Source organism: Cryobacterium sp. TMT1-3 (genome assembly GCF_004402315.1).
Classification (GTDB): Bacteria; Actinomycetota; Actinomycetes; order Actinomycetales; family Microbacteriaceae; genus Cryobacterium; species Cryobacterium luteum.
The window spans coordinates 124,169-149,599 of the sequence record NZ_SOFW01000020.1 but is presented as its reverse complement, the minus strand read 5'-3'; the positions used below and the strand labels follow the sequence as shown (position 1 = coordinate 149,599).

Genomic DNA, 25,431 nt, shown 5'->3' with positions numbered 1-25,431 from the left:
GCCGTGGATAGAACTGGCGATGCCCACAGGTTAGCGGTCGTCGCGGAGGTGAATTTGCGACCACAGGCCCGGCACGACGATGACGAGGCGGCACCGCGGGCACCGATGACACTCCTCCAGGCCGTCGGCGGTGTCGACGCCGTCCGTGATCATCTCGGTGCCGCAGGCCGGACAGATCGGGTTTTCCGCGGTGTCTGACTGCTCCGTGCTCATGCCTGGGCCCTGGTGGTGTCGCCGGGCGATTTCAGGCCGGCACCGCACAGGGGAACGACCACCGAACAGGCCGTGAGCAGGGTCGCAGCCGTGGTCCAGGTGGGGCTGTCGAAGTCGAACGTCTGGTCGGCGGCCGCGCGTACCGCGGCGAAACTGACCGCGGAGGTCGGCTCAACAAAAAGCCCCTCGTCGGCGAGCTCCTGCCGCGCTGCCGCGGTTTGCCGGTCGGTGACGGAGATGATCGTGCCGCCGGTGGCTCGCACGGCCGCCAGAATCTGTTTTCCCCGCGGCGGTGCCGCAATGGCGATACCCTCCGCGATGGTGGCGCCGCTCTGAACAGCCACGGGTGCGTCGAGTCCCTGCGCCATGGCCTGCTCGAGCGGCGAACAAGCGGATGCCTGCACCGCGCAGAGCCGCGGCATCCGCTCGGCAAGACCCGCGGCTACCAGCTCACGGAAGGCGAGGTAGCAGCCGAGCAGCAGCGTGCCGTTGCCGACCGGAACCACCACCGTCTCGGGCAGCGAGCGCCCGCGCTGCTCCCAGATCTCGTAGCCGTAGGTCTTGACGCCGTGCAGAAAGTACGGGTGGTAGACGTGGCTCGCGTACATGACCCCGGGCTGTCCCGCGGCCCGCAGTGCCGCCGCGGAGGTGTCCGCACGGGAACCGGGCACCAATTCGACCGTCGCGCCGTGCGCGCGCATCTGGGCGAGTTTGCCGGGCGAGGTGGATTCCGGGACGTACACGGTGCAGCCGATGCCCGCCCGACCGAAATAGGCGGCCATCGCGGTGCCGGCGTTCCCGCTGCTGTCGACCATGGCCTGCGTGACTCCCAGCCGTTTGGCAAGCGTCGCAAGCACCACCGCGCCGCGGTCTTTGAACGAGAGCGTCGGCAGCAGAAAGTCAAGCTTGAGCTGCACGTGGGCGAGCGCCAGGGAGGGCACGAGCGGCGACAGGCCCTCGCCCAGCGAGATCGCTGGATCAACCGCGATCGGCAGGGCTTCGGCGTAGCGCCAGAGTGAGGTTTCGCGGCCGGCCAGCGCCGCGGCATCCACTGTGCCGGCGAAGTCGACGACGTCGAGAATTGCACCGCACGCACACTGCCAGGCCAGGCTCTCGACCGGGTAAACGGCAGCGCATTCGGAGCAGACGAGGTCAGGCAAAGCTGGCATCGCTTCAGACTAACTGCCGGTCGTGAATTTCCACGTGCTCGTCGAGACCGGATTGCCGGCCAGGTCGCGTGCGCCCGATGTGCCGCCGGTGACCGTGACGGTGAAACCGGTCCGTGCGGCGAGGGTGGAGTTGGGGTTCAGGATCCACTGGTTGGTCGTGCCGCTGCGCGAGACCACGGCGGGGATCGAAGCGCCGGTCGTCGCATTCTTCAGCGTGAAAGTGGATACCGACACCCCGGCCATTCCCTCGTTGAACGTCGCCGAGACACTCGCGCTGCGGCTGGCACCGGTGGCCCCACTCGCCGGGGTGCGGGTGCTGATCGTGGGCGCCGGCCCGGTCGTGAAGCTCCACCCCGTGGACCGGAGCGGGATTCCCGCCGCATCGCGGATACCGGTCACGCCCCCGGTGAGGCTCAGGCTGTACTTGGTGTCGGCGCTGAGCGTCGCAGTGGGATTGAGCGTCGCGACCCGGGTACTCGCGTTGTAACTCACGGCGGCCGCCAGAACCGCACCGGCCGGGTTCTTCAGCCGCATCGTGGTCGTCGAGACACCCTGCACGGCCGTGCTGAACGTGGCTGTCACATTGGCCGTTTGCGCAACCCGGGTAGCGAGGGTCAGTGGCGATTTCACTGTGACGATTGGCGGCACCGCCAACACGATCGGCGTCAGAAACCCGCTGTTGGCGGTGTTCCAGTGGGTGGCGAGATAGTTCGAGGCGGGCGGCGTGCCCGGGTAGTAGTAGTCCTCGTCGTGGCAGTCGATGGCGGAGTCCGCCCCGGCGCAGGTGAAGGTGAGTGTGCCGCCGAGGGCGAAATACGGTCCCCCGTCGTCGTAACACATCAGGTCGGCCTCGTCGTAGCAGTGGCCGCCCTTGCTCGAGTGCGGCGCCGAATCCTGCACGGCCCCAATGTTGTGGCCGATCTCGTGCGCGATCACGGGCATGTCCAGGTAGGCCGACATGGAGTAGCGCGGGCGTGAGTCATTGTTGGCGTTCGCGGCCGGATTCGGCTGATCGTCGATGGACAGTTCGCCCTGACCGCCGAACGGGTAGGCATCCTGAATCTGATCGATATACGCGATGTACAGGCGGTCGTTTTGGAGGTAGTTCACCGGTCCCAGACCGAACTCGACCTGGTTCTGCAGGCTGAGCACATAGTCATCGAAGGTGAAAATTCCGTCGCTGCCGACCGGGGACAGCGTCACGTTTCGCACCGTCACGTCCACACCATTTGTGCACAGAAAGCGGTAATTTTGGCTGGTGGCGGCATCCGCTGCCTCGAGATTGTTGTTGACCTGCCGCATCATGTCCCGTACCGGCGCCAGCATCGTACTGAACCGGTTGGTGCGATCCTGCGGCACACCGTAGATCACCTCGATACGCTTGCCGCTTACCCCAGTGGCGCTGCACAGCGCGGTCAGTTCCGAGGCCGGCGCGACGGCCACGCCCTGTTCCTCGCCAGCGGATGTCTGCTTCAGCTTGGTTGCACCACCGAAAGCCCCGACGGGGTCGGGCCCGTGGCTGCACAGGGTGGTTTTCGCGACCGTGCGCTTGAGTCGCGCGCAGATTTTGGCCAGGTCGGGTGCGGTCTGCACGACGGCCTGCGCGGATGGCGGCAACGACGATGGCAGCAATGCAGAGGCGTCATTCGTGGGCAACAGCGCCACCGAAGCGGCGACAATCGCGCCAACGGCGAGCGCAGCGAGGCTGCGACGGATGATGCGGGACGGCTTCGGAGCGCGAACAAAATTCATTCCCGTGTCCTTCCGGTGCTGGCCACGACGTGATCGCTACAGTAATGCGGTTCATGCGGCCCGACAAGGGCCGGTGAAGCCAGAGCGCACAACATTGGCAATTCATGACCGCGCGGCGGGCAGCGTCGATAGTGTCTGTGCATGCTGATCGAACATCGCGGAAACCGGCCGACCGTCCACGAGTCCGCCTACCGGTGCGGCGTTGTTTCCCGGTGCGGTGATCGGCAAACGCGCCGAGGTGCGCATCAACGCTGTGGTGCAGATCAAGAGTCGCCTGCACGACGGGGCGGTCGTGCCGATCGGCTGGGTGGCTGTGGGCGACCCGGCGCAGATTCTGTCGCCGGATCGTCACGCTGAGATCTGGGCCATCCAACGCGGACTGAACTTCATGAGCACCGTCTACGGCGTGAGCCGGGACGAGTCGATGCGGGAGGTTATGTCGCAGCAGTCCGACTACTTCGGAGCGCACCTCACCGATCGGGTCATCGACCCCACTACCGACTGAATGGATGCCGACCGCCCCATAGGGTGGGAGCCATGTTGGTTCAGCGCTCGACATCATTATCAGTGTGGACCTTGCCAGCGCGTCGGGCATGGTGGCCGCGATCCTGGTGTACCGGGCGGACCGGCGAAGCGAGCGAGTCCAGCCGGAGGCGGGGCAGCATCCGCTACCTAGCCCCTGGGTGGAGTTCTAGACGTAGGGTGGGCTCATGATCATTCGGCGCTACTGGCGCATCGCCGTGTTCGCGCCGTTCGTTGGGTTTCTGATCGCGGCCGCCGTGGCCGTAGTCATGACCAATGCCGGAAGCGGTGAAACCGACTATCGGTTTTGGTTTCTGGCGCTGTCCATGGCGAACTACGGCGTGATCGGCGCGATCATAGCGTTGTGCGCGATGCTGGGCGGGCTCGCTGCCGTGGCCATTCTCGACCGTCACCTCGCGAGATCGCGGCGCCTGCGCACCTTCATCGCGGCGTTGGGCGCGGTCGTCGGTGTGCTGCTGCTGTCTGTCGGGGTGTCCATCGCACTGACGCTGCTGGACGATGCCGCGTATGCCGGCATCACCATGGCCTTCGGGCTGGTCTTCGGCCTGGCCTCCAGCATCGCGGCGGCCGTCATGGTGCTCTGGGCTGACTGGCGAAGCCGCTAAGCCGCAGCGAACCGCTTCTGCGAGCGTGCCCGGGCTTTGTCGGCTTCGATCTCCCGATTCTTGGGCGGCGCAGTACTCACGAGGTCTTCGAGCAGATGCCTCGAGATATGGGCGATCTCGTGCACCGCACGCTCGAACGCCTCCGCGTTGGCCTTCGACGGATGCGTCGAGCCGCTGATCTTACGCACGTATTGCAGCGCGGCCGCATGCACTTCGTCGTCGGTAGCGGCGGGCTCGAAGTTATGCAGGACTTGAATGTTTCGGCACATGCTTTCAGGGTAATCACGCACCCGGCGGCCATCAAGACCCGGGCGTAGGATGCCCGTGCTCGGCTTCGACAGGAGGCGGTCATGGTCGCAGACTTGGTGGGTATCGCCTCGAGGCTGCGCGCTGCCGGCTGTGTCTTCGCCGAAGAGGAGGCGAGCCTGCTGCTGTCGGTCAAACAGTCGCCGGCTGAGCTGAAGGGCATGATCGACCGCCGCGTAGCCGGGCTGCCGCTCGAGCAGATTCTCGGCTGGGCCGAGTTCTGCGGCCGGCGGATTCTGGTGGACCCGCGCGTGTTCGTACCGCGCCGGCGCACCGAGTTCCTGGTGGAGCAGGCCCTGGCGCTCTGCGCGAGCGACGCCGTCATCGTCGATCTCTGCTGCGGTTCGGGCGCGGTTGCCGCCACGCTGGCGGCAGCGCTGCCGGATTCCTCGTTTTTCGCGGTCGACATTGATCCGCTGGCGGTGGCCTGTGCGCGCCGTAATCTGGCCGACCGCGGGCAGGTGTTCGAGGGTGACCTGTTCAAACCGCTCCCGACATCGCTGTTGGGTCGGGTCGACATCATCGTCGCTAATGCACCCTATGTTCCGACCGACGAGGTCGCCCTCATGCCGATCGAGGCCCGCCTCTACGAACCGCGCGCCTCCGCAGATGGCGGCGATGACGGCCTCGACGTTCAGCGCCGCATTGCGTCTGGAGCGCCACAGTGGCTTTCGACCAGCGGATGCCTGCTCGTTGAAACCGGGCAGCGCCAAGCCCCGCAGACGGCCGCGATCTTCGGCCTGAACGGGCTGCTGGCCCGCATCGGCCGCAGCGAGGAGCTGGATTCGACCGTGGTCCTCGGTCTGCGGCAGCCTCGAGCGGATACCCTCAGTGATCGGGTAAGTCGGTAATCGAGGGAGATACGCATGACGACCAGCACATCGAAGAGTGCCATTCACACCGCACGCCCCGTTCGTGCCGCCCGCGGCACCGAACTCACCGCGAAGAGCTGGCAGACCGAGGGCCCCCTGCGCATGCTCATGAACAACCTCGACCCGGACGTCGCCGAGCGCCCCGACGACCTCGTCGTCTACGGCGGCACCGGCAAGGCCGCCCGAAACTGGGAATGCTACGACGCGATCGTGCGCACCCTCGAAACCCTCGAGAAAGACGAAACCCTGCTCGTGCAGTCCGGTAAACCGGTCGGCGTCTTCCGCACCCACGAATGGGCCCCCCGGGTACTCATCGCCAACTCTAACCTCGTCGGCGACTGGGCCACCTGGCCCGAGTTTCGCCGCCTCGAGCACCTGGGGCTCACCATGTACGGGCAGATGACCGCCGGCTCGTGGATTTATATCGGCACCCAGGGCATTCTGCAGGGCACCTACGAAACCTTCGGCGCCGTCGCGACGAGAAGATTCAATGGCACCCTGGCCGGCACCCTGACGTTGACCGGCGGGGCCGGCGGCATGGGCGGCGCGCAGCCGCTCGCCGTCACCATGAACGACGGCGTCGTGCTCATCGTCGACGTCGACCCGGCCCGGCTTCAACGCCGGGTCGACCACGGCTACCTCGACGAAATGACCGACGACATCGACGACGACATCGCCCGGGTGCTCGCGGCCAAGGACGAACGTCGGGCCCTGTCGGTGGGGCTGGTCGGCAACGCCGCTACGGTATTCGCGGAGTTACTGGCGCGCAAGGTTCCAATCGACATCGTCACCGACCAGACCAGTGCCCACGACCCGCTCTCCTATCTGCCGGAGGGAGTCACCGTTGAGGAGTGGCATGCCTACGCGGCCGAGAACCCGGAAGAGTTCACCGTACGCGCCCGCGCCGCGATGGCCAGGCAGGTCAAGGCCATGGTGGAATTTCAGGATGCCGGCGCCGAAGTCTTCGACTACGGCAACTCCATTCGCGCCGAGGCAAAGCTCGGCGGCTACGATCGAGCATTCGAGTTTCCCGGTTTTGTGCCGGCCTACATTCGACCGCTGTTCGCCGAGGGCAAGGGCCCGTTCCGCTGGGTCGCGCTCTCCGGCGACCCGGCCGACATCCTGGCCACCGACAAGGCCATCCTCGAGCTGTTCCCGAACGACGCCGGCCTGCACCGCTGGATCACCAAGGCCGAAGAGAAGGTGCAGTTCGAAGGCCTGCCGGCCCGCATCTGCTGGCTCGGCTACAAGGAACGGCACCTCGCCGGCCTGAAGTTCAACGAGATGGTCGCCTCCGGCGAACTGCGCGCACCCATCGTGATCGGCCGCGACCACCTCGACTCCGGCTCGGTCGCCTCGCCGTACCGCGAGACCGAGGATATGTTGGACGGCTCAGATGCGATCGCCGACTGGCCGCTGTTGAACGCCCTGCTGAACACCGCCTCCGGCGCCACCTGGGTGTCGATACACCACGGCGGCGGCGTGGGAATCGGCCGCAGCATCCACGCCGGGCAGGTCATCGTCGCCGACGGCACCCCACTAGCCGCCGAGAAGATCGAGCGTGTACTGACCAACGACCCCGGTACCGGCGTTATGCGCCATGTGGATGCCGGCTACGAGCGGGCCGAGGAGGTGGCCCGCGAGCGCGGGCTGCGCGTACCCATGTGGGAAGACTGAGGTGTCGACGGGTTTTTGGTGCGAATCCCTGTTGATCGACGGGATCGCCGTCGCGGGGGTGCGGCTCGAGGTCGACCCGACTGGTCGGCTCGCGCGGGTTCAGCCGGGGGTGGCTGCGGAGGCTGCGGACATCCGTTTGGGAACGGTCATGCCGGGGTTCGGCAATGCCCACTCGCACGCTTTTCATCGGGCGTTACGCGGCCAGACCCACGGGGAGGGCGGTGATTTCTGGCGGTGGCGTGAGCGGATGTACCGGGTCGCCGCCCAGCTCGACCCCCCGAAGTATCAGGCGCTGGCTACGGCGGTGTTCGCCGAGATGCTCGCCAGCGGATATACGGCCGTCGGCGAATTCCACTATGTGCATCACCGCCCTGACGGCACGCCCTACGACCCCCCGCACGCCATGGAACAGGCGCTTGCTGCGGCAGCGCGGGCCGTCGGCATTCGTTTGGTGCTGCTCGACACGATCTATTTGCAGGGCGGAATCGGGCGGGAGCTGGCGGCGGAGCAGCGCGCGTTCGGCGACGAAAGTGCCGCGGCCTGGCTGGCGAGGTGGCGGTCGCTGCGCGCCGAGCTCGACGGCGACGACCTGGTGACGCTCGGGGCTGCCCTGCACTCGGTGCGCGCCGTCACACCCGACGCGATGCGAGAGGTGCTCGGCGGGCTGCCGCCGCAGGCTGCCCTGCACATTCACCTCTCCGAGCAACCACAGGAGAACGTCGACTGCCTTGCGGCCTACGGCCTCACCCCCACCGGGCTGCTCGATTCGCTCGGTGCCCTCGCGCCACGACTGAGCGTCGTGCACGCGACGCATCTCAGCGACGCGGACCGCGCGCTGCTCGGCGTTTCCAGGGCAACCGTCGTGATGTGCCCCACCACCGAAGCCGACCTCGGCGACGGCATCGGGCCGGCGTTCGCCCTGGCCGAAACAGGCTGCCCGATTGCGCTCGGCTCCGACCAGAACGCCGTCATCGACCCGTTTTTGGAGATGCGCGGCCTCGAAATGGGCGAACGGCTCGTTTCCCGGCAACGCGGACGCTTCGCCCCCGCCGCGCTCCTGGCCGCCGCGTCAACCGCCGGCTATTCCTCCCTCGGGCTGGGACGCCACCGACTGCAACCGGGCGACCCGTGCGACCTGGTCGAGATCGGCACGACCGGCGTGCGCACGGTCGGGTCGGCCGTCGGGCAGCTGCCGCTGACCGCGACGGCCTCCGATGTGCTGCGCGTTTTCGTGGGCGGGCGACTGGTCGCCGAGTGCGGCCGGCTGGTCGGCGGCGAACGACCGGCGACGCTGCTGACCGAGGCGCTCGCTAGGCTCGGCAGATGACCGAATTGATCACGGGTATCGGCGAATTGACCACGCACGATGACTCCGGTGAGCGCCGCCACGACGCCGCCCTCGTGATCGGAGCAGGCCGCATCCTCTGGATCGGCCGCGCCGCGAAGGCACCCGCAGCCGATAAACGAACGGATGTCGACGGTCGCGCCGTTCTGCCCGGCTGGGTGGACCCGCACACCCATCTCGTGTTCGGCGGGGATCGTTCGGCGGAGTTCGAAGCGCGCATGAATGGGCAGGCCTATGCCGCGGGCGGCATCACTACGACCGTCGACGCCACGCGGGCCGCGACGGAGGACCAGCTCGTGGCTACGGCACGGCGTCTGCGGCACGAGGCCGAAGAACAGGGCACCACCTTTCTCGAAACCAAGACAGGCTACGGGCTCGACGTCGCCAGCGAAACACGGTCGGCGCGCGCTGCTGCCCGGGTGGCCGACGTGGTGACCTTTCTCGGCGCCCATATCGTGCCGGTCGGCCTCGATCGTCGCGACTACCTCGACCTCGTCACCGGGCCGATGCTGGCCGCCGTGCGGCCCTACGTGCAGTTCATCGACGCGTTCTGCGAACGGGGCGCGTTCGACGTGGAAGAAACCCGGGAGGTGCTGTTGGCCGGTCGCGCCGCCGGCTTGGGAGTGCGCGTGCACGGAAACCAGCTGGGCTTCAGCGGCGGCGTACAACTCGCCGCCGAGTTGGGCGCTGCGAGCGTCGACCATTGCAACTACCTGGAGCCGGCCGACATCGACGCGCTGGCCGCCGGAACGACGGTGGCTACGCTGCTGCCGGCCTGCGACCTGTCGACCCGGCAGCCCTTTGCTCCGGCCCGACAGTTGCTCGACGCCGGGGTGACCATCGCTCTGGCGACCAACTGCAACCCGGGAACCTCATACACGACGTCGATGCCGTTTTGCGTGGCGACCGCCGTGCTTCAGATGGGCCTGACCGTGAGTGAGACGGTTTGGGCGGCGACGCGCGGTGCGGCCAGGTCGCTTGGCCGCGACCAGGGAGCGGATGCCATCGGCTCGTTGCAGGTCGGCGGCCGGGCCGACCTGCAGGTTCTGAACGCTCCGTCCATTTCGCACCTCGCCTACCGCCCCGGAGTGCCCCTGACCGGAGCCGTCTGGCGCACGGGTGTGCGCGTTGAGCGGTGAAATATTGCGGGCGGCCGATCGGGTCGACGTGCCCTGGCGCAACGGCGCGGGGGTGACCAGCGAGATTCTGGTGTCCGCGGCGGGGGGCGAGTTCGACTGGCGGCTGAGCATCGCGACCGTCGATTCCGCGGCACCATTCTCGACCTTTTCCGGTGTGGACCGGTGCCTCCTGGCGCTGTCGGAACAGGGGCTCGACCTGGTCGATCAGGGGCGACTCGTGCCCCTCGGCGAATTCGAATCCCACAGCTTTGCCGGCGAGAACGCGGTGGCCTCGGCCAACGTCACGCGACCGACGCGCAACCTGAACCTGATGACCCGGCGCGGTCGATGCATCGGCAGCCTGAAAACGCACGGGGTGACGGGCAGCTGGTCGATCGCGGCCGAGGCCGGGGAGATCATCATCGTGCTGATCGTGGCAGGCCATTTTTCTCTGGACGCTGAGGAGTTAGACCAATTCGATGCGGTTCGGCTCGAGGCGAACCTCGCCGCGACGCTGACCGGTGCAGGCCGGGTCGCGGTCGCCCACATCCGGGCAGCGGTCTGAGCCGCGCACAAACTACGCTGGGGGGATGACCTCTGGCCCGATCACACGTTCGCTCGCCGCTCCCCTGGCCGCGAAGAAGCCGCACCGTCGCGAGCATCACAACGACGTCTACATCGACGACTATGAGTGGCTACGCGACAAGGACAACCCCGAGGTCATCGCCCATCTCGAGGCCGAGAACAGCTACACCCAGGCCCGCACCGCGAACCAGGAGAACCTGCGCACGCAGATCTTCACCGAGATCAAGAACCGCACCCAGGAAACCGACCTGAGCGTTCCGGTGCGTCGCGGTGCGTTCTGGTATTACACCCGCACCGTCGAGGGCCAGGAATACGGCATCCACTGTCGGGCACCCATTGCCGGCCCCGACGACTGGACCGCCCCCCTGCTCGGCACGGAACAGAGCGTGTCGGGCGAACAGATTCTGCTCGACGATAACGCTGAAGCCGAAGGCCACGACTTCTTCTCGCTCGGCAGCTTCGACCTCAGCGACGACGGCACCCAGCTGCTCTACGCCGTCGACGTTGAAGGCGACGAACGCTACACGATCCGAGTGCGCACCATTGCGACCGGGGTGAACCTGCCCGACGCCATCCCGAACACGAGCGCCGGCGCCCTGTTCGACCCGAGCGGACGCTACCTCTTCTACACCACCGTCGACGACGCCTGGCGCCCCGACACCGTGTGGCGGCACGAGATCGGTTCGGCCAGAGCGGTCGACGTCAGCCTATTTCACGAGCCCGACGAGCGGTTCTGGGTCGGCGTCGGCATCACCCGCAGCCGCAAATTCCTCATGATCGAAGCCGGCTCGAGCGTCACCACCGAATCCTGGGTGCTCGACGCGAGTGATCCCACCGGTGACTTCTCCGTGGTCTGGCCGCGCCAGGACAACGTGGAATACGACGTCGAGCACGCCGTCATCGCCGAAGACGACCGCCTGCTGATCGTGCACAACGGCGGCAGCGCGGTCAACTTCGAGCTGGTCAGCGTCGCCGCACACGACCCGCAGGGCGAGAAGCGGATGCTGCTGCCGCACGACCCGAAGATCCGCCTCGAGAGCGTCGACGCTTTCGCCGACTTTCTCGTCGTGGAATACCGGCGGGAGGGCCTGACCCGCCTGGCCATCGACCGGCACGACGCGAGCGGACTGACCGAGCTCGACTTCGACGAGCCGCTGTTCGCCGTCGGATCGGCCGGCAACCCGGAATGGACGCAACCGACCCTGCGCTTCGGCTTCACGAGCTTCGTCACCCCGTCGACCGTCTACGACCTCGTCGTGGCAACCGGCGAACGACGCCTGCTCAAGCAGCAGCCCGTACTCGGCGGCTACGACCCCGCGCTCTATGAACAGCGCCGCGAATGGGCCACCGCCGACGACGGCACCCGCGTGCCCATCTCCCTGGTCTACCGCCGCGACCTCGTCACACCAGGCACGCCGGCACCGACCCTGCTCTACGGCTACGGCTCCTACGAGCACAGCATCGACCCCGGGTTCGGCATCGCCAGGCTCAGCCTGCTCGACCGCGGCATGATCTTCGCCATCGCGCACGTGCGCGGCGGCGGCGAACTCGGCCGCACGTGGTATGAAAACGGCAAGACCACCACCAAGCGCAACACCTTCACCGACTTCGTCAGCTGCGCCCGGCACCTCATCGACGCGGGCTTCACCACCCCGTCCCAGCTCGTTGCCGAGGGCGGCAGCGCCGGCGGACTGCTCATGGGCGCCGTCGCCAACCTCGCGCCCGAACTGTTTTCCGGCATCCTCGCCGAGGTTCCGTTCGTCGACGCGCTCACCTCCATTCTCGACCCGTCCCTGCCGCTAACCGTGATCGAGTGGGACGAATGGGGCGACCCGCTGCACGACGCCGAGGTCTACGCCTACATGAAGTCGTACTCCCCCGTCGAGAACGTGCGCGCCGTCGATTATCCGTCGATTCTGGCCGTGACCAGCCTGAACGATACCCGCGTGCTGTACGTCGAGCCGGCCAAATGGGTGGCCAAGCTGCGCGAAGTGGGAGCGGATGCCCTGCTCAAGACCGAAATGTCGGCTGGCCACGGCGGTGTCTCCGGTCGATACAGTGCCTGGCATGAGCGTGCGTTCAACTACGCCTGGGTTCTTGACGCGGCCGGCCTGAACCCGGCCGGTTTCACCCCTGAAGACAGCTAACCGCCGTGTCGGATTCGCCGGGCTCAGCCGCCTGGAAGCGGCTGGTGCTTTCGCCGGAGCAGCCGGCATCCGCTGGCCTGCGGATGGGTAATTTCGGACAGCCACGCCTCCTGCCCACCGGGCCGAAGGTGCCAATGGGGCTGCAGTTCGAGCTGCGTGAGCAGACTCCGCGCACCAACGACCGATGGCGGGGGCCGACCGCCAAGGCGGTGAAGGCGCTCACGGCCGGGCACGGCGACTACCGGCTCGGCGTGCGACCGGTCATCCAGAACGCCAACGGCAACTGGGTGCGCAGCAACGTCACCTGGAGCCACCTCACCTTTCAGCTGAACCGGTTCAACCTCGACCCCGAACATCACCGCTGGATCTCCCAGTTCGCGGCCCTGCACAAGGCCGTGCGCGAGGTCTACACGAGCCAGGAAACCGACTGGATCTACCTCGACAACTACACCAGTCCGTTGCTCTGGCCGCTGTTGCGGGAGGCCGAACAGCTCGGCATCGGCCTGGTCGGCAGCAGGAAGGACGTCGCTGTGCGGGTCGCCTCGCTCGCCGAAATCAGCCTCGACGCTTCTCAAACGGATGCCGGCCCGCTCCGGCTGCAGGCCCGCCTGCACATCGACGGCGCCCCGCATCCGCTCGACGCCGCCGGGATGATCGCCGGCCACGGCGTCTACAGCGTGCGCTTCGGCGCCCCGACCGTGTTCACCCTCGCGCCGAGTGCCGGCCCGCTGAACCGCGACCAGCGCCATCTGCTCGCACAGATCGAGGCCGCAACGGTTCCGGCCCAGGACACGGCGGATTTTTTCGGCACGGTCTACCCGGCCCTGCAGCGCCGCGTCCTGGTCACCAGCACGGATTCATCGGTGCGGTTTCCCGAGGTGCTCCCCGACGACTTCGAACGCACCGAAACTCCCCACCTGGTGATCACGACCGTGGAAACCGACCAGCGGGACTGGTTCGACCTCGGCGTGATCGTGACCGTGGGCGCGATCACCGTGCCGTTCGGCCCGCTGTTCAAGGCCCTCGCCAAGGGCCAGACCCGGCTGAAGTTGATCGACAACAGCTATCTGTCGCTGCAGAGCCCCGAGTTCGAGAAGCTGCACGACCTCATCGCTGAGGCCCGTGCGCTGCCGGAATGGGAGACCGGCCTGCGCATCAGCCGTTACCAGGCCAGCCTGTGGAGCGACTTCGAGGACCTCGCCGACGAGTCCGTGCCGGCCGTGTCCTGGCGGGCAGCCGCCGCCGGCCTGAAAGATCTCGCCGAAATCGACCCGACACCACTGCCCACCACGGTGCAGGCAATCCTCCGCCCGTACCAGCAGGAGGGCTTCGCCTGGCTCGCCTTCCTCTGGCAGCACCAGCTCGGCGGGGTGCTCGCCGACGACATGGGCCTCGGCAAAACGCTGCAGACCCTGGCGCTGCTGGTGCACGCGCGCTCCACAAGGCCGTTTCTGGTCGTGGCGCCGACCTCCGTCGTGACGAACTGGTTGAACGAGGCGACCCGCTTCACGCCCGGGCTGCGGGTGCGTACGCTCACGGCGACCGAAGCGAAAAGCCGCACCCGCATAGCGGATTCCGCCACCGGCGTCGACGTGCTGGTCACCTCCTACGCACTGTTCCGTCTCGACTTCGACGCCTACTCGTCGGTGACCTGGGCCGGCCTCATTCTCGACGAAGCACAGTTCGTGAAGAATCGCACCAGCCGGGCCTACGCCTGTGCCAAAGAGCTCGACACGCCGTTCAAACTGGCGATCACGGGCACCCCGCTGGAGAACAACCTGATGGACCTGTGGTCGCTGTTCAGCATCGTGGCACCGGGGCTGTTCGCGTCGGCCCGCACGTTCACCGAGGACTACGTGCGGCCGATGACGCGTGGGCCAGTGACGATCGGATCCGGTCCGGAGCGCCTGGCGAAGCTGCGCCGGCGCATCCGCCCGCTGATTTTGCGCCGCACCAAAGAGGTCGTCGCTCGGGACCTGCCACCGAAACAGGAGCAGGAGCTGCAGATCGCGCTGAACCCGGCGCACCAGAAGCTCTACGATACGTTCCTGCAGCGGGAACGGCAGAAGCTCTACGGACTGATCGAGGAGCTCGACAAGAACCGGTTCATCATTTTTCGCTCGCTCACCCTGCTGCGGTTGCTGAGCCTCGACGCCTCCCTCGTCGACCCGAAGTATGCCGGCGTGCGCTCCAGCAAGCTCGACGCCCTGTTCGAGCAGCTCGACGATGTCATCGCCGAAGGCCATAAAGCGCTGATTTTCAGTCAGTTCACCTCGTTTCTGAAGCTCGCTGCTGCTCGGCTCGAGGCTCAGGGCGTTCCGTATTGCTACCTTGACGGGTCGACCCTACGGCGCAGCGAGGTGATCGACCGTTTCAAGAGCGGAGCAGCCCCGGTCTTTCTGATCAGCCTGAAGGCCGGCGGTTTCGGCCTCAACCTGACCGAAGCGGACTACGTTTTTCTGCTGGACCCGTGGTGGAACCCGCAGACCGAGGCGCAGGCCATCGACCGCACGCACCGCATCGGGCAGACCCGCAACGTGATGGTCTACCGGCTGGTCGCCACCGGCACCATCGAGGAAAAGGTTGTGGCGCTGCAGAAACAGAAGTCGCAGCTGTTCGACGCGGTGCTCGACGATGACGCCATGTTCTCCACCGCGCTCACCGCCGACGACATTCGCGGCCTGCTCGAGCCGTGATGCAGCGAGCTAGACGGCGCTCGACGCCGCCCACAGGTTGATGCCGCCGTCGACGGCGTGCTCATCGATGGCGGTCAGCTCCTCGGCGGTGAACTCGAGGTTCTGCAACGCGCCGACGTTCGTTTCGAGCTGCTGCACCGACGACGCCCCGATCAGGGCGCTGGTCACCTCGGCATTGCGCAGAACCCAGGCCAGGGCGAGTTGGGCGAGAGACTGACCGCGTTCTGAGGCGATCTCGGTCAACGCCCGAATATCGCTCAGCACCTCCGCGCTCACCATGGACTTGTTCGCCGAACCGTCGCGGGCCACCCGGGAATCGGCCGGGATCCCGCCGAGGTAACGGTCGGTCAGCAATCCCTGGGCCAGCGGCGAGAACGCGATGCAACCGGCACCGATGTCTTCGAGAGTGTCGAGCAGATCGTCTTCGACCCAACGGTTGAACATCGAGTACGAGGGCTGGTGAATGAGCAGCGGCGTACCGAGGTCGGCTAGGATCGCCGCAGCTGCACGGGTGCGTTCGGGCGAGTACGAGGAGATGCCGGCGTAGAGGGCTCGGCCGCTCGCGACGGCGGTGTGCAGTGCACCCATGGTTTCTTCGAGTGGCGTGTCGGGGTCGGCGCGGTGGGAGTAGAAGATGTCAACGTAGTCGACTCCCATGCGGCTGAGGGATTGGTCGAGGCTCGACAGCAGGTACTTGCGGCTGCCGAAATTGCCGTACGGGCCCGGCCACATGTCGTAGCCGGCCTTGGTCGAGAGCACAAGTTCGTCGCGGTGGGCCCGAAAATCTTCGCGGAACAGCTGGCCGAAGTTCGTCTCGGCGGAGCCGTAGGGAGGCCCGTAGTTGTTGGCCAGGTCGAAGTGCGTGATGCCGAGGTCGAAAGCGCGGCGCAGAATGGCTCGCTGCGTTGCGAGCGGCTTGTCGTCGCCGAAGTTCTGCCACAGGCCGAGCGAGATGGCCGGGAGTTTGAGGCCGCTGCGCCCGGCGCGACGGTACGGCATCCGCTCGTAGCGGGATTCGTTCGGGAGATATGTCATCTGATCATGATGCCATTCTTCGCTTCGATGTCGACATGGTCGCGCAGGTAGCCGGCGAATCCGGCCGGGGCGCGCCCCACCCGGCGGCCGGAGGTCAGCACCGGGATCAGCGCCGTGCGCGCCTCGGTGACCCCGAGGCGGCGCAGGGCAGCCACCAGCAGCACGTCCTCATCGCGGTCCACCGGCGCGAACTCGCCCGCCGCGAGGTAGCGGTCGGCTCGCACCCCCAGATTGGCGCCGTGAATGTGCGGATGCCCCTCACCGATCGTGTGCAGCGCCTCCCAGCGCAGTAGTTCGTGGGCGGCCAGGTCGTCGTCGGGTCGCACCGTTCCGAGCACGAGCTCGGCGCCGTTGCGGGCCAACGCCAGCTGGGTCACGAGCCAGTTCGGCGGCACCGCCGAGTCCGCATCGGTCGTCGCGATCCAGATGCGGGCAGCGGATGCCGCGGCGGCGGTGCGCTCCGGCAGCAGGGGTTCCAGGGTGTGTCGAATGCCGTCGCGGCGAGCCACGCCCGCCGCTCCAGCGTCGATCTCGTGGTGCCTGAAGTCAGTCCAGTCTGCGGCCACCCGCGCTGACCGGTCAGTGCATCGATCAAACACCAGGAGCACGATCACTCGCGGGCGGTCCGGTTCGGGAACGGCGCGCAGCGTGCCAATCGCCGCGGTGAGCGCGGTCAGGCAGCGGGGCAGCAGCACCTCCTCATCGCGCACGGGAACAACGACGGCCACGTATTCAATCGGCACGGAAACATCAGGCACGTCGCCGATCACGGAACCAGCCCGTCGCGCTGCGCCACGGACTGGGCGGGCCGCGGCTCGTACACCTCGAGCACGAAGTCCCGCTCCAGGTGGTGCACGGTGCGTTGCAGTCCCACCACGTGGGTGAGCTGGGTGTGCACGGCATCACCGGTGATCGGATACTCGGCGACCGGATGCCGCCAGTGACAGGCTACGAGCGCTCCATTCGGAGCGAGGCTGGCTCGGCACCGTTCGAGCAGGCGGCGCAGATCAGCCACCGAGCAGTAATATCCCACTTCCGACAGCACGATCAGGTCAAAGGATCCGTCCGGCCATTCCCCCGGCACGGTGCGCCGCTCGAAGGTGACCCCCGATCGGCCGGCCAACCGTTCGCGGGCCAGGACGAGCGGCCGTTCGACCAGGTCGATACACAGCAGGGTGTCACAGCGGTCGGCCAGTTCGGCGGTCAGTACCCCGGTTGAGCAGCCCAGTTCGAGTGCGGCCGAGAACCGCTGCCGGGGCAGGGCTGCAATCAACGCGGCGCGTTTGCGTTTCTCGTACCAGCGGGATTCAAACCCCCACGGGTCGGGCCCCGATGCGTAGACCGCATCGAAGTACCCGGCGGTGAGGGTCTCATTCGGGTCAGCCCGCACCGAAGCTTCGCTCGTCGAGGATCGCCGAGCGCGAGGTGCAGGCGGAACGGGATCCGGCGCCGCCCGCACCGTCATGTCGAGCAAGGTCTCGTAGTCCCGCGCGAAGTGCGCCCGAAATTCGGCCGGCACGATGGCTTCATCGCCGGGGGAATCCGACAGCGACCCCACCTGGCTGCGATGCAGGGCCAAAGCTCGAGCCTTGGCCTTGCGTTCGGCCGGAAGCAGGTCGAACAAGCGCACAGATTCGCCGGACCAGACCACGTCTTCCGGGGTCGACCAGTGCCAGGCCCAGATGGGATACTCGAACAGGCGCGCCCGGCGTTCCCGGGCCGCCCGCTCGGCGGCCGCACTGGCCGCAGCATGATCCGGATGCCGATCGGCTCGCCACGGTGCCACAACCCAGGTCGTATCACCCGCATCGCCGATCGCTTCCGCGATCGCTCCCGCGGCCAGGTCCACGTGCTCCGCCAGCTTGCCGTCGGGAAGTTCCAGCAGATGAATCTCCGCGTCGGGGGCGAGGTGAGCGAGAGCATCCGTCACTTCGAGACGGCGAATCTGTGCAAGTCTTGCCGGGTCGTGGGTGGTGGACTGCGGGTGCGATGCTTCGCCGTTGCTGAGCACGATGACGACGATCGGCAGCCCGAGCCCGGCCACATGGGTGATGAGGCCGCCGACGCCGAGGCTCTCGTCGTCGGGATGGGCCGACACCACGACCAGACGCTCCAGGGCGTCGAGGCCGAGCGAGCTGAACCGATCGGGCCAGTGGGCGGCTTCCCAGACCTTCTCGGGCGTTCCGTTGTCGGAATGACTGAATGTCACCACGGTGCACTCCCCCTCGTCACGAGCATCTCGCCGAGCGCAGCATCGTCGCGCTCGGCGTGGTGTTGGCGCACATACAGTTGCAGGTCGGCCACCCGTTGGGCGTGCCGTGCGTCGAGCGCGAGCGGGGCCGGCCCGAGCGCGTGCCCGACATGGAATATGACCTCGTCGACGCTGCGAGCGACGATTCCGCGCACACGCGCGGCGAGCAGGGAACCCGCCGTACCGTCTGCCTCACCGGCGTCAATGGCTGCCGCCGCCGCGGCGATCGCGAGTCTTGACCCCGTCACCGCGAGGTCAACCGCGCCGAGGTGGGCGAGGCCAATCTGGTCGGGAGGGCGGCGCTCGGCAGCGGCGTACAGGGTGCGGGCAACGCCCACGGCGCCACCCCACCAAACAGCAGCCACGCCGATGCCGCCCCAGGCGAACCCGGGTCGACGCAGGTACCATCCTTGGTCACCGACCGCATCGGCGGTGACGGCGACAAAGTCCACCGGGCCACTCGTCACCTCGGACAGCCCGCGGGCCACCCAGACGTCGTCGTGCGCGGTCACCCCGGGGTGGCGCAGGTCGACCGCGAAGAGACGACGTCCCCGGTCACCGGCCGCACCCACCACGTGTGCCGTCACGAGCGCGTGACTGAGCAGACCGGCCAGCGAACACCACAGCTTGGTGCCATCGAGCCGCCACCGGTCGCCGGTTCGGGTGGCCGTGAGCGCTGTTCCCGGGCCTTCAGCCGCGAACACACCCCAGGTCTGGTCGGGCCGGGCCGGGCGACCAGCCTGGTGCAGTATCGCGAGGGCGTCCAGGTGAGCCTCGGCGACCCGGGCCGCGGTGAGGTCGGCCGCAGCAAGCGTCGACAGGGTGTCGAAGAGCTGTGCCGTGCACCCCTCCCCCGCATAGGGGATGGATGCCAGACCGCTCGCGAGCACCAGCGCTCGCCGCGCGTCACCGTTGACCGCGCCGGCGGAATCGGCGAGGTCGCTGCGAAGCCCGCTTGGCCGCACGTTCGATTCAACCCTCATGATGCCCCGTCGCGGCTAGCGTGCGTCAGGACTTGGACTTGGCCGCTGAGCGCTTGCGCGGTTTGCGGTTCTCCGCGCTGACCATCCAGGAATACTGCTCGAGCTTTTCGATGAAGGCGTGCAGGATGTCGGCGCTCGTGGGGTCTTCCTCGTCGACCGCATCGTGCACCTTGCGCATGGTGTCGACGGTCGCGTCGAGCCGTTCGGTGATGAGGGTCACCGTCTCCGCGGTGTCGACCTCGCCGTCGGGAAATTTCGGCAGGCTGGTGGTTTTGGTGACCGTCTCGCTGCGGCCATCGGGCATGGCGTCCAGGGCGCGCATCCGCTCGGCCACTTCGTCGGAGAATTCGCGGGCATCGAGAATGATCTCGTCGAGTTGCAGGTGCAGGTCACGAAAGTTCTTGCCGACGACGCTCCAGTGCGCCTGTTTGCCCTGCACGTGCAGCTCGATCAGGTCGACCAGAACGGCCTGCAGGTTGTTGCTGAGTGTTTCGGAGGCGTGCATGGGGTCCTTTCATTGAGGAGAATTTGCCTCGAGACCATATCACCGCACCTGGATCTGGGCCACAATGCCATCACCCCGACCGAGGGCCGCAGGCCCGAAGTGCGGCCCCCGGCAGCCGGGCCGCCCCGGGGGTGACTGCCGTCGTTCAGTCCGCGTGCGGAGGGCGCGGCTTGCTGTATTTCTTGTGCGCGGTCTGCGGAGCGGTACCGAGGATGCGTGCAATAACGGCCCAGGAGGAACCGCCCTCCCGCATCGCGTTGACCGCCGCGGTGACGCGCAGGTTGATCTCCGCGCGGTCACGCACGGCTCGTTCCAGCTCCCGTTCCAGGGCTCGGTAGGGCCGACTGATGTGCGGTGCCGGTTCGTCGCCCGGGTAGGGCACGGGTGCCTCCCGGGTGTCGTCGTTCTGGGCGGGACTGTCAGGGGCAACATTGGTCATCGGCAACCTTTCCACTGATGAAATGTAAGCCCCGCATGCCAGCGCGTCAACCGCTCGACGCAAACACGGTAACGCCTGCATTTTCGGGTGTTGTGGGCATCCGTTCGAACGTGCGTGCGCTGTGACAGAATCGTTGGCATGACACTCGACAGGCCTGCCGGCACGGTGATTTCCGTCAGCCGCGACGACGCGCACCGGTTCAGCAAGCCGGTGGTGAGCAGCATCCGCTTGCTGGCCGGAATCGGCGTCGAGGGCGACTCGCACGCCGGCGCAACGGTGCAGCACCGGTACGCGAAGAAGCGCAATCCTGCGGCGCCGAATCTCTGCCAGGTGCATTTCATGGCCGCCGAGCTGTTCGATGACCTTGTGCCCACCGGCTACGTCGTGGCGCCGGGAGAACTCGGCGAGAACCTCACGACACGCGGAATCAACCTGATGCTGCTGCCGCTCGGCACCCGCCTGCACCTCGGCGCTGAGGCCGTCGTCTCGATCACCGGCATGCGCAGTCCGTGTTCACTCATCAACGGCTTTCAAAAAGGCCTGATGAAACAGCTCATCAGAACGGATGCCAGCGGTACCGTTGCGCGCCGCGGCGGCATCATGGGCGTCGTGATGACCGGCGGAATCGTGAATCCGGGCGACGGTATTCGGGTGGAGCTGCCCGTCGGCGAGCATCTCCCCCTCGACGTCGTCTAGACGCGCCTCCGCCGTCTGGGCCCACCGTGGGGAACTGGGCCCATGCTTGATCATGGGCCCAGTTTCCGGGCCCGGGCCCGGAAAGTATTGCTACTGGGGGTCAGCGGCGGTGTGGAACCACGGCGGGTAGACCGCAACCTTGGGCTTGAACGCGCTGGCCTTCAGGATGCCGCGCACGGTCGCGCGCACATTGTCATTGCAGACGCCGATGAGCGTGATCAGTTCCATCGGCACCGCGTCGGGCACGAGCAGCTCGGCTTCGAGAAGCATGGTGCCGTCGGTCTCGGCGCGCAGGGTCTGCAGCATGCGCTCGGCGGTCGCGGGTGTGGCACCGAACCGGGTGAGCGGTGCGGCAGCGTCACCGTTGGTGACGGCGACCAGGCTGGGAATGTGGGGGGCCTCATCATCATCGTCGGCGTCAGTGGGCGCCGCGGCGCGGGCGGCGAGCCCGTCGTTGATCGTTTTGACCGTGCTCACGAGCATGACGAAGTCGAAGGCTTCCGAGCCGTGGCTGTCGAGGGCGAGGCGCGGGTCTGCCTGCTCAGCGCGAATGCTTTCCCACACGCTCGCATTCGGCGAAAGAAAGAACGGCACGTACTCGGCGACGCTGCGATCAGCGCCGGTGACACGGGCGTCCCGACGGGTTTCGCGCGTCGCTGCCGCCGAGATGTCCACTGCCGGGCGGGTGGTGAGTGCCGCGTTGGCCGACAGGTGGCCGTCGTGAAGAATCGAGGCGAGGTTGCTGATGTGGGTGAGGTGATACACGCGCTGCTCGTCGACGTTGTCCGTCGACGCTTTCTCGGCACGTACGGGGCGGGGGGCGCCGGCGACGCGAACCGGGCGAGCTGCGCGGGCGGCCGGCGTGGCAGCGGTCGGCAACGGGTCGCGCAGGGAGGACAACTTCGGGGCGCGGGTCTTCTTCACCGGCGTCGCCGGCTCAGTCACAACTTTGGGATAGCACAGGGCGCACAATTGGCCCTCGAGTCCGTGGATGCATTCGTCGTCCAAGAGGGAAAACCTTTCGTTTTGCGGCTCGCGTCACCCGGAAAAGCCGAACGTGCATACCGCCTATCAACGTTACGTTCATTTGGGTGGTGGCGATGACCGTTCCTTAGCTTTTCGGCCAATCCACGATCATCAGCTCGGTTCCTCGCGCGATTCAGACGGGCTTCAGATGCTGAAGTCAACGCCCTCGACCGACACCGACTCGGCGGGATGTGAAAGGTGGTGCGCGGCATCCGTTTGCATCATTTGCTCGTCGGGGTAGGTGGCCGTCACGAGAATGGGCATGTGGTCGGAGGTACCCTGCGGCAGGGTTTCGACGTTGGTGATGGCTAGCCCCATCGAGGTCGCAAGGTCGAAGTGCCCGCGAAAGAACTTGTAGCGGGTGTAGGTGCGCGTGTCGCTGAGCGTGAGGTCGTAGCCGGACTGATTTACCTTGTTGCCGAGCTTGCCCTGAAAGATGGGGTAGTTGTAGTCGCCGACCATGAGGGTGGGCAGGCCCGGTCCCAGCAGGCTCAGCTCTTCGTGGGCGGTGCGGATTTGGTTTCGGCGCAGGGAGTTGAGGGCGGTCAGCGGCGCGGCGTGAAAGGAAGCGACGACGAGCTCCCGTTGCGCGACATTGTCGATGAGGCGGGTGGCGATCAGTCGCTCGTGGGCGGGGGCGGCGAGACGATCGTGCAGGGACTTTTTGAGAGCGAAGGTCTGGGTCTTGATCGCGGTGTAGCGGTCCTTGTTGTAGTAGATGGCGAGGCCGAGCCGGTTTCGCCGGGTGGCATCGGCCAGGTGCAGGTTGCCGACCTCGGCCGGCAGGTCGACGGTGTTGCATTCCTGCAGGCACAGGATGTTGGGAGTGTAACGCTCGGCCAGGGCGACGAGTTCGCCGCTGGCACGATTCTTGCGGAGGTTGTAACTTATGACCCTCATGGCACCCGTCTCAGACTTGATGGCTATGCCTCCAGCCTACGACTCTGCCGCAGGGCGAAATTGAACATCAGGGGCCAGTTGGAACATGCGCAGGTGGCATCCAGCCTCCCGAAGAGCTGGTGGGTGGGTGAAACGTAGACTTGATGCGCCGAAGCCCGTCTTCGGCACATTTGAGGGAGCTGCATGACCCAGAACGACATCGTTCTTATCCGCCACGGCCAGACGGAGTGGAGCATCTCCGGCCAGCACACCGGCCGCACCGACGTTCCACTGACCGACTTCGGTCGCCAACAAGCGGATGCCCTCGGCGAGATGCTCGACGGCGAACACTTCGATCGGGTCTATGCGAGCCCGCTCGTGCGGGCTTGGGAGACCATGGAACGAGCCGGCTACGGCGCTCAGGGCGTGGCGAGCGACGACGTGCTGGAGTGGGATTACGGGGTCTACGAGGGGCGCCGCACCGAGGACATCCGCTCAGAAATTGCCGGATGGACGGTGTGGGGAAACCCGATTCCGGGGGGCGAATCCGTCGAGGAGGTGGGCGCACGCGCCGACCTCGCCATTGAGACGTGCCTCGCGGCCGAGGGCCGCGTGGCCGTCTTCGCCCACGGACACTTTCTGCGCATCATGACTGCCCGTTGGATGGGGTTGCCCGCAGTCGCCGGCAAAAGCCTCAGCCTGGGCACCGCCACCGTCTCGACCCTCGGCTGGGAGCGCGAGAACCGCGTGCTGCAAATGTGGAACGATGCCTGCCATCTGAGCTCCATGGACCCGGTCGTCTAGGCCGTCTCCCAAACCCCCCGCATTACCCCTAGTCTGGGGTTAGACAGATTCTATTCGTTGGAAACTTTTGTCGTGGGAGCGTACGAACGCATGTGCGGGCGGCACCCGGAGGACACGGCAGCTGGGGCTTGGGGGCGTCACATCCCTGCGAGCCCGGTCAACGGAAGAAACCCGATGTGCAGCATCGGTGGCCATGCTCGCGCGTGGCCCTGCCCCGACCCGCATCGTGCGGGTCCTTGGAGAGGGAAGAAATAACATGAGCACGAGTACACAGCTTTCACCGTCGCGCAAGCGACTTCTCGGCGCCCTGCTCGCCGTGAGCATCATGGGCGTCGGCAGCATCGGAGTCGGCGGAGCCGTCGCCGTCGAGTCCACACCGCGCGCCGTCGTCGATCTCGGCGAGGCCGGCACGTTCGCCATCCTGTCCAAGTCAGGCATCACGGATGTCTACGCGTCGTCGGTCAGCGGCAACGTCGGTGCGAGCCCCATCTCCGGCGCCGCAATTCACCTGACCTGCCCGGAGGTGAGCAACGGAACGATCTACAGCGTCGATGCCGAAGGCCCCTCCTGCAAGGTCACCGACGAAACCTATCTCACCGAGGCCGTCAGCGACCTCGAGATCGCGTACACCGATGCTGCGGGGCGCACCACCCCCGACTACATCAACCTCGGTGCCGGCGAAATCGGTGGCCTGACCCTCACCCAGGGCCTCTACAAGTGGGGCACCGACGTGAACATCTCCACCGATGTCACGCTCACCGGAACCTCCGAGGACGTCTTCATCTTCCAGATCTCCAAGGACCTGGAACAGGCCTCCGCCAAGAACGTCGTGCTGGCCGGCGACGTGCAGGCCAAAAACGTGTTCTGGCAGGTCGCCGGATCCGTCGCGATCGGCACGACCGCGCACTTCGAGGGCACCATTCTCAGCCACACGATGATCGCCATGAAGACCGGAGCGACCATCAACGGTCGCCTGCTGGCCCAGACGGCCGTCACCCTGCAGAGCAACACGGTCACCGCGCCCGTCGAGTAACGCAGGCACAGCACGAGGGCGCGGATGACTTCTGGTCACCCGCGCCCTTGTTGCGTTGAGGTCAGCGCACCGGAACCCAGGTTCCCTTGACCCGTTCGGTCACCAGCGATGCCCGCAGCTCGGCGACGTCCCGAAGATCGGCTACGACGTGGCCGCCGATCTCCAGGGCCGACGCCGCGTCATCCGCTGTGAAACGCACGATGACGCGGGCCGCGCCGGCGACAATCGTGAGGTCGGAGGCCTCAACGGTCGTGAATTCGGCGACCTTGGCGGCGGCGCGCGGCACGACCGAGGCCGGCGCGGTTCCCGGGTGCAGGGATTCGATACTCATGGTGACGCGAAAAGAGGGCATGGATTCAGGGTACGGGTACTGCTTTACTGAACGGGCCCACTTCCCTTCACGTTCGGAGAACCATGACCTTCACCGCCACGATCGTCGCCCAGGTGCAGAGCACCAAGCCCGATGCCCTCTGGGCTATCGCCACCGCCCTCAGCACCAAAGTCGAGGAGCAGGCCGGCGCGAACGCCTTCATCGCCCTGCCGGACGGCGGCCGGGTCGAGGTAGAGATTCCGAAGTTCGGCGAGAGCCTGCCCCTGACCATCGACGTGGTCGATGCGCGCAGCCAGGCCGCAGCGCGAGCATCCGCTCAGAATATTCTGGACCTGCTCGAGCAGTCCACCGGCTGGCAGGTGGACCACCTGCACGACTAAAACGGATGCCCACCCGCCGCACACAGGCGCGCCGCCTAAGC

26 protein-coding genes are annotated in these 25,431 nt (G+C 66.8%); 13 read left to right on the top strand and 13 right to left on the bottom strand.

Features of this window, described 5'->3' with window-relative positions:
• Positions 1–30: 30 nt before the first annotated feature.
• Genes E3O25_RS06395 through E3O25_RS06385 form a run of 3 tightly spaced genes read right to left on the bottom strand, consistent with a single transcriptional unit; the run spans position 31 to position 3,134 of the window.
• Complete coding sequence (locus E3O25_RS06395; RefSeq protein WP_134360758.1) at positions 31–213, bottom strand: zf-TFIIB domain-containing protein; 183 nt, start codon at positions 211–213, stop codon at positions 31–33.
• A complete protein-coding gene (locus E3O25_RS06390; protein ID WP_134360757.1) occupies positions 210–1,382 on the bottom strand; it encodes a threonine synthase in 1,173 nt (390 codons plus the stop codon). The genes E3O25_RS06395 and E3O25_RS06390 overlap by 4 nt, the downstream gene beginning before the upstream one ends.
• Positions 1,383–1,391: 9 nt before the next feature.
• Positions 1,392–3,134: an Ig-like domain-containing protein gene (locus E3O25_RS06385; RefSeq protein WP_134360756.1), complete on the bottom strand. Its 1,743-nt coding sequence runs from the start codon at positions 3,132–3,134 to the stop codon at positions 1,392–1,394.
• 202 nt (positions 3,135–3,336) lie between these two features.
• Here E3O25_RS06385 and E3O25_RS06380 point away from each other — a divergent pair, with 202 nt between their 5' ends.
• Positions 3,337–3,639 carry a hypothetical protein gene (locus tag E3O25_RS06380; RefSeq protein WP_092109314.1) on the top strand — a complete coding sequence of 101 codons (303 nt, stop codon included), beginning with the start codon at positions 3,337–3,339 and terminating at the stop codon, positions 3,637–3,639.
• A 205-nt stretch (positions 3,640–3,844) separates the two neighbouring features.
• Positions 3,845–4,282: a hypothetical protein gene (locus E3O25_RS06375; protein WP_092109311.1), complete on the top strand. Its 438-nt coding sequence runs from the start codon at positions 3,845–3,847 to the stop codon at positions 4,280–4,282.
• On the opposite strand, the gene E3O25_RS06370 is transcribed toward E3O25_RS06375, so the two are convergent.
• The gene (locus E3O25_RS06370) at positions 4,279–4,551 is read right to left on the bottom strand and encodes a DUF2277 domain-containing protein (RefSeq protein ID WP_092109308.1); all 273 of its coding nucleotides are present in this window, start codon (positions 4,549–4,551) and stop codon (positions 4,279–4,281) included. The genes E3O25_RS06375 and E3O25_RS06370 overlap by 4 nt on opposite strands.
• Positions 4,552–4,632: 81 nt before the next feature.
• Between E3O25_RS06370 and E3O25_RS06365 the strand changes: the two genes are divergently transcribed.
• The 7 genes from E3O25_RS06365 to E3O25_RS06335 are packed head-to-tail and all read left to right on the top strand — an operon-like array spanning position 4,633 to position 15,028.
• Positions 4,633–5,439, top strand: coding sequence for a putative protein N(5)-glutamine methyltransferase (locus E3O25_RS06365; RefSeq protein ID WP_134360754.1), 807 nt, complete (start codon positions 4,633–4,635; stop codon positions 5,437–5,439).
• A gap of 15 nt (positions 5,440–5,454) precedes the next feature.
• Complete coding sequence (hutU, locus tag E3O25_RS06360; protein WP_174721712.1) at positions 5,455–7,137, top strand: urocanate hydratase; 1,683 nt, start codon at positions 5,455–5,457, stop codon at positions 7,135–7,137.
• Between the two features lies 1 nt (position 7,138).
• Positions 7,139–8,464: a formimidoylglutamate deiminase gene (locus tag E3O25_RS06355; RefSeq protein WP_241988518.1), complete on the top strand. Its 1,326-nt coding sequence runs from the start codon at positions 7,139–7,141 to the stop codon at positions 8,462–8,464.
• Complete coding sequence (gene hutI / locus E3O25_RS06350) at positions 8,461–9,621, top strand: imidazolonepropionase (protein WP_134360752.1); 1,161 nt, start codon at positions 8,461–8,463, stop codon at positions 9,619–9,621. The genes E3O25_RS06355 and hutI overlap by 4 nt, the downstream gene beginning before the upstream one ends.
• Positions 9,602–10,165: a HutD family protein gene (locus E3O25_RS06345; protein ID WP_092109296.1), complete on the top strand. Its 564-nt coding sequence runs from the start codon at positions 9,602–9,604 to the stop codon at positions 10,163–10,165. The genes hutI and E3O25_RS06345 overlap by 20 nt, the downstream gene beginning before the upstream one ends.
• 25 nt (positions 10,166–10,190) lie before the next feature.
• Positions 10,191–12,332 (top strand): S9 family peptidase, encoded by a 2,142-nt coding sequence (locus tag E3O25_RS06340; RefSeq protein WP_134360751.1) that lies wholly within the window; start codon positions 10,191–10,193, stop codon positions 12,330–12,332.
• Between the two features lie 5 nt (positions 12,333–12,337).
• Positions 12,338–15,028 carry a DEAD/DEAH box helicase gene (locus E3O25_RS06335; protein ID WP_134360750.1) on the top strand — a complete coding sequence of 897 codons (2,691 nt, stop codon included), beginning with the start codon at positions 12,338–12,340 and terminating at the stop codon, positions 15,026–15,028.
• A 9-nt stretch (positions 15,029–15,037) separates the two neighbouring features.
• Here the strand turns inward: E3O25_RS06335 and mgrA are convergent, their stop codons facing one another.
• From mgrA to E3O25_RS06305, 6 genes are all read right to left on the bottom strand, one after another.
• Positions 15,038–16,063, bottom strand: coding sequence for an L-glyceraldehyde 3-phosphate reductase (mgrA, locus tag E3O25_RS06330; protein WP_092109287.1), 1,026 nt, complete (start codon positions 16,061–16,063; stop codon positions 15,038–15,040).
• Entirely contained in the window at positions 16,060–16,821 is a 762-nt protein-coding gene (locus E3O25_RS06325; RefSeq protein ID WP_241983813.1) for a glycosyltransferase family 2 protein, read from the bottom strand. Before E3O25_RS06325 ends, mgrA begins: the two co-directional genes overlap by 4 nt.
• Before the next feature lie 8 nt (positions 16,822–16,829).
• Positions 16,830–18,275, bottom strand: a complete 1,446-nt coding sequence (locus E3O25_RS06320) for a bifunctional PIG-L family deacetylase/class I SAM-dependent methyltransferase (protein WP_092109284.1) — start codon at positions 18,273–18,275, stop codon at positions 16,830–16,832.
• Positions 18,269–19,297, bottom strand: coding sequence for an acyl-CoA dehydrogenase family protein (locus tag E3O25_RS06315; RefSeq protein ID WP_134360749.1), 1,029 nt, complete (start codon positions 19,295–19,297; stop codon positions 18,269–18,271). Before E3O25_RS06315 ends, E3O25_RS06320 begins: the two co-directional genes overlap by 7 nt.
• Before the next feature lie 25 nt (positions 19,298–19,322).
• Positions 19,323–19,802 (bottom strand): Dps family protein, encoded by a 480-nt coding sequence (locus E3O25_RS06310; RefSeq protein WP_092109279.1) that lies wholly within the window; start codon positions 19,800–19,802, stop codon positions 19,323–19,325.
• A gap of 145 nt (positions 19,803–19,947) precedes the next feature.
• The gene (locus E3O25_RS06305) at positions 19,948–20,241 is read right to left on the bottom strand and encodes a hypothetical protein (RefSeq protein WP_134360748.1); all 294 of its coding nucleotides are present in this window, start codon (positions 20,239–20,241) and stop codon (positions 19,948–19,950) included.
• Between the two features lie 138 nt (positions 20,242–20,379).
• On the opposite strand from E3O25_RS06305, the gene E3O25_RS06300 reads away from it, so the two are divergent.
• Positions 20,380–20,937: an MOSC domain-containing protein gene (locus tag E3O25_RS06300; RefSeq protein WP_092109273.1), complete on the top strand. Its 558-nt coding sequence runs from the start codon at positions 20,380–20,382 to the stop codon at positions 20,935–20,937.
• A gap of 90 nt (positions 20,938–21,027) precedes the next feature.
• Here E3O25_RS06300 and E3O25_RS06295 read toward each other — a convergent pair whose 3' ends face one another.
• A complete protein-coding gene (locus E3O25_RS06295; RefSeq protein ID WP_166805990.1) occupies positions 21,028–21,882 on the bottom strand; it encodes a DarT ssDNA thymidine ADP-ribosyltransferase family protein in 855 nt (284 codons plus the stop codon).
• Positions 21,883–22,107: 225 nt separating this feature from the next.
• Positions 22,108–22,863: an endonuclease/exonuclease/phosphatase family protein gene (locus E3O25_RS06290; RefSeq protein ID WP_092109267.1), complete on the bottom strand. Its 756-nt coding sequence runs from the start codon at positions 22,861–22,863 to the stop codon at positions 22,108–22,110.
• A gap of 183 nt (positions 22,864–23,046) precedes the next feature.
• On the opposite strand from E3O25_RS06290, the gene E3O25_RS06285 reads away from it, so the two are divergent.
• Together E3O25_RS06285 and E3O25_RS06280 are read left to right on the top strand one after the other, a co-directional pair.
• Entirely contained in the window at positions 23,047–23,646 is a 600-nt protein-coding gene (locus E3O25_RS06285) for a histidine phosphatase family protein (protein ID WP_092109265.1), read from the top strand.
• Positions 23,647–23,902: 256 nt separating this feature from the next.
• Positions 23,903–24,679, top strand: coding sequence for an ice-binding family protein (locus E3O25_RS06280; RefSeq protein WP_092109262.1), 777 nt, complete (start codon positions 23,903–23,905; stop codon positions 24,677–24,679).
• Positions 24,680–24,740: 61 nt separating this feature from the next.
• Here E3O25_RS06280 and E3O25_RS06275 read toward each other — a convergent pair whose 3' ends face one another.
• Positions 24,741–25,031 carry a hypothetical protein gene (locus E3O25_RS06275; RefSeq protein WP_092109259.1) on the bottom strand — a complete coding sequence of 97 codons (291 nt, stop codon included), beginning with the start codon at positions 25,029–25,031 and terminating at the stop codon, positions 24,741–24,743.
• Between the two features lie 62 nt (positions 25,032–25,093).
• On the opposite strand from E3O25_RS06275, the gene E3O25_RS06270 reads away from it, so the two are divergent.
• Complete coding sequence (locus E3O25_RS06270) at positions 25,094–25,390, top strand: hypothetical protein (RefSeq protein WP_092109256.1); 297 nt, start codon at positions 25,094–25,096, stop codon at positions 25,388–25,390.
• Positions 25,391–25,431 lie beyond the last annotated feature (41 nt).

What these genes read in the sequence shown, in the direction of transcription:
- E3O25_RS06395 (WP_134360758.1), bottom strand. Translation starts at nt 213, where the DNA reads ATGAGCACGGAGCAGTCAGACACCGCGGAAAACCCGATCTGTCCGGCC.
- E3O25_RS06390 (WP_134360757.1), bottom strand. Translation starts at nt 1,382, where the DNA reads ATGCCAGCTTTGCCTGACCTCGTCTGCTCCGAATGCGCTGCCGTTTAC.
- E3O25_RS06385 (WP_134360756.1), bottom strand. Translation starts at nt 3,134, where the DNA reads ATGAATTTTGTTCGCGCTCCGAAGCCGTCCCGCATCATCCGTCGCAGC.
- E3O25_RS06375 (WP_092109311.1), top strand. Translation starts at nt 3,845, where the DNA reads ATGATCATTCGGCGCTACTGGCGCATCGCCGTGTTCGCGCCGTTCGTT.
- E3O25_RS06370 (WP_092109308.1), bottom strand. Translation starts at nt 4,551, where the DNA reads ATGTGCCGAAACATTCAAGTCCTGCATAACTTCGAGCCCGCCGCTACC.
- E3O25_RS06365 (WP_134360754.1), top strand. Translation starts at nt 4,633, where the DNA reads ATGGTCGCAGACTTGGTGGGTATCGCCTCGAGGCTGCGCGCTGCCGGC.
- hutU (WP_174721712.1), top strand. Translation starts at nt 5,455, where the DNA reads ATGACGACCAGCACATCGAAGAGTGCCATTCACACCGCACGCCCCGTT.
- hutI (WP_134360752.1), top strand. Translation starts at nt 8,461, where the DNA reads ATGACCGAATTGATCACGGGTATCGGCGAATTGACCACGCACGATGAC.
- E3O25_RS06340 (WP_134360751.1), top strand. Translation starts at nt 10,191, where the DNA reads ATGACCTCTGGCCCGATCACACGTTCGCTCGCCGCTCCCCTGGCCGCG.
- mgrA (WP_092109287.1), bottom strand. Translation starts at nt 16,063, where the DNA reads ATGACATATCTCCCGAACGAATCCCGCTACGAGCGGATGCCGTACCGT.
- E3O25_RS06315 (WP_134360749.1), bottom strand. Translation starts at nt 19,297, where the DNA reads ATGAGGGTTGAATCGAACGTGCGGCCAAGCGGGCTTCGCAGCGACCTC.
- E3O25_RS06310 (WP_092109279.1), bottom strand. Translation starts at nt 19,802, where the DNA reads ATGCACGCCTCCGAAACACTCAGCAACAACCTGCAGGCCGTTCTGGTC.
- E3O25_RS06305 (WP_134360748.1), bottom strand. Translation starts at nt 20,241, where the DNA reads ATGACCAATGTTGCCCCTGACAGTCCCGCCCAGAACGACGACACCCGG.
- E3O25_RS06300 (WP_092109273.1), top strand. Translation starts at nt 20,380, where the DNA reads ATGACACTCGACAGGCCTGCCGGCACGGTGATTTCCGTCAGCCGCGAC.
- E3O25_RS06290 (WP_092109267.1), bottom strand. Translation starts at nt 22,863, where the DNA reads ATGAGGGTCATAAGTTACAACCTCCGCAAGAATCGTGCCAGCGGCGAA.
- E3O25_RS06285 (WP_092109265.1), top strand. Translation starts at nt 23,047, where the DNA reads ATGACCCAGAACGACATCGTTCTTATCCGCCACGGCCAGACGGAGTGG.
- E3O25_RS06280 (WP_092109262.1), top strand. Translation starts at nt 23,903, where the DNA reads ATGAGCACGAGTACACAGCTTTCACCGTCGCGCAAGCGACTTCTCGGC.
- E3O25_RS06275 (WP_092109259.1), bottom strand. Translation starts at nt 25,031, where the DNA reads ATGCCCTCTTTTCGCGTCACCATGAGTATCGAATCCCTGCACCCGGGA.
- E3O25_RS06270 (WP_092109256.1), top strand. Translation starts at nt 25,094, where the DNA reads ATGACCTTCACCGCCACGATCGTCGCCCAGGTGCAGAGCACCAAGCCC.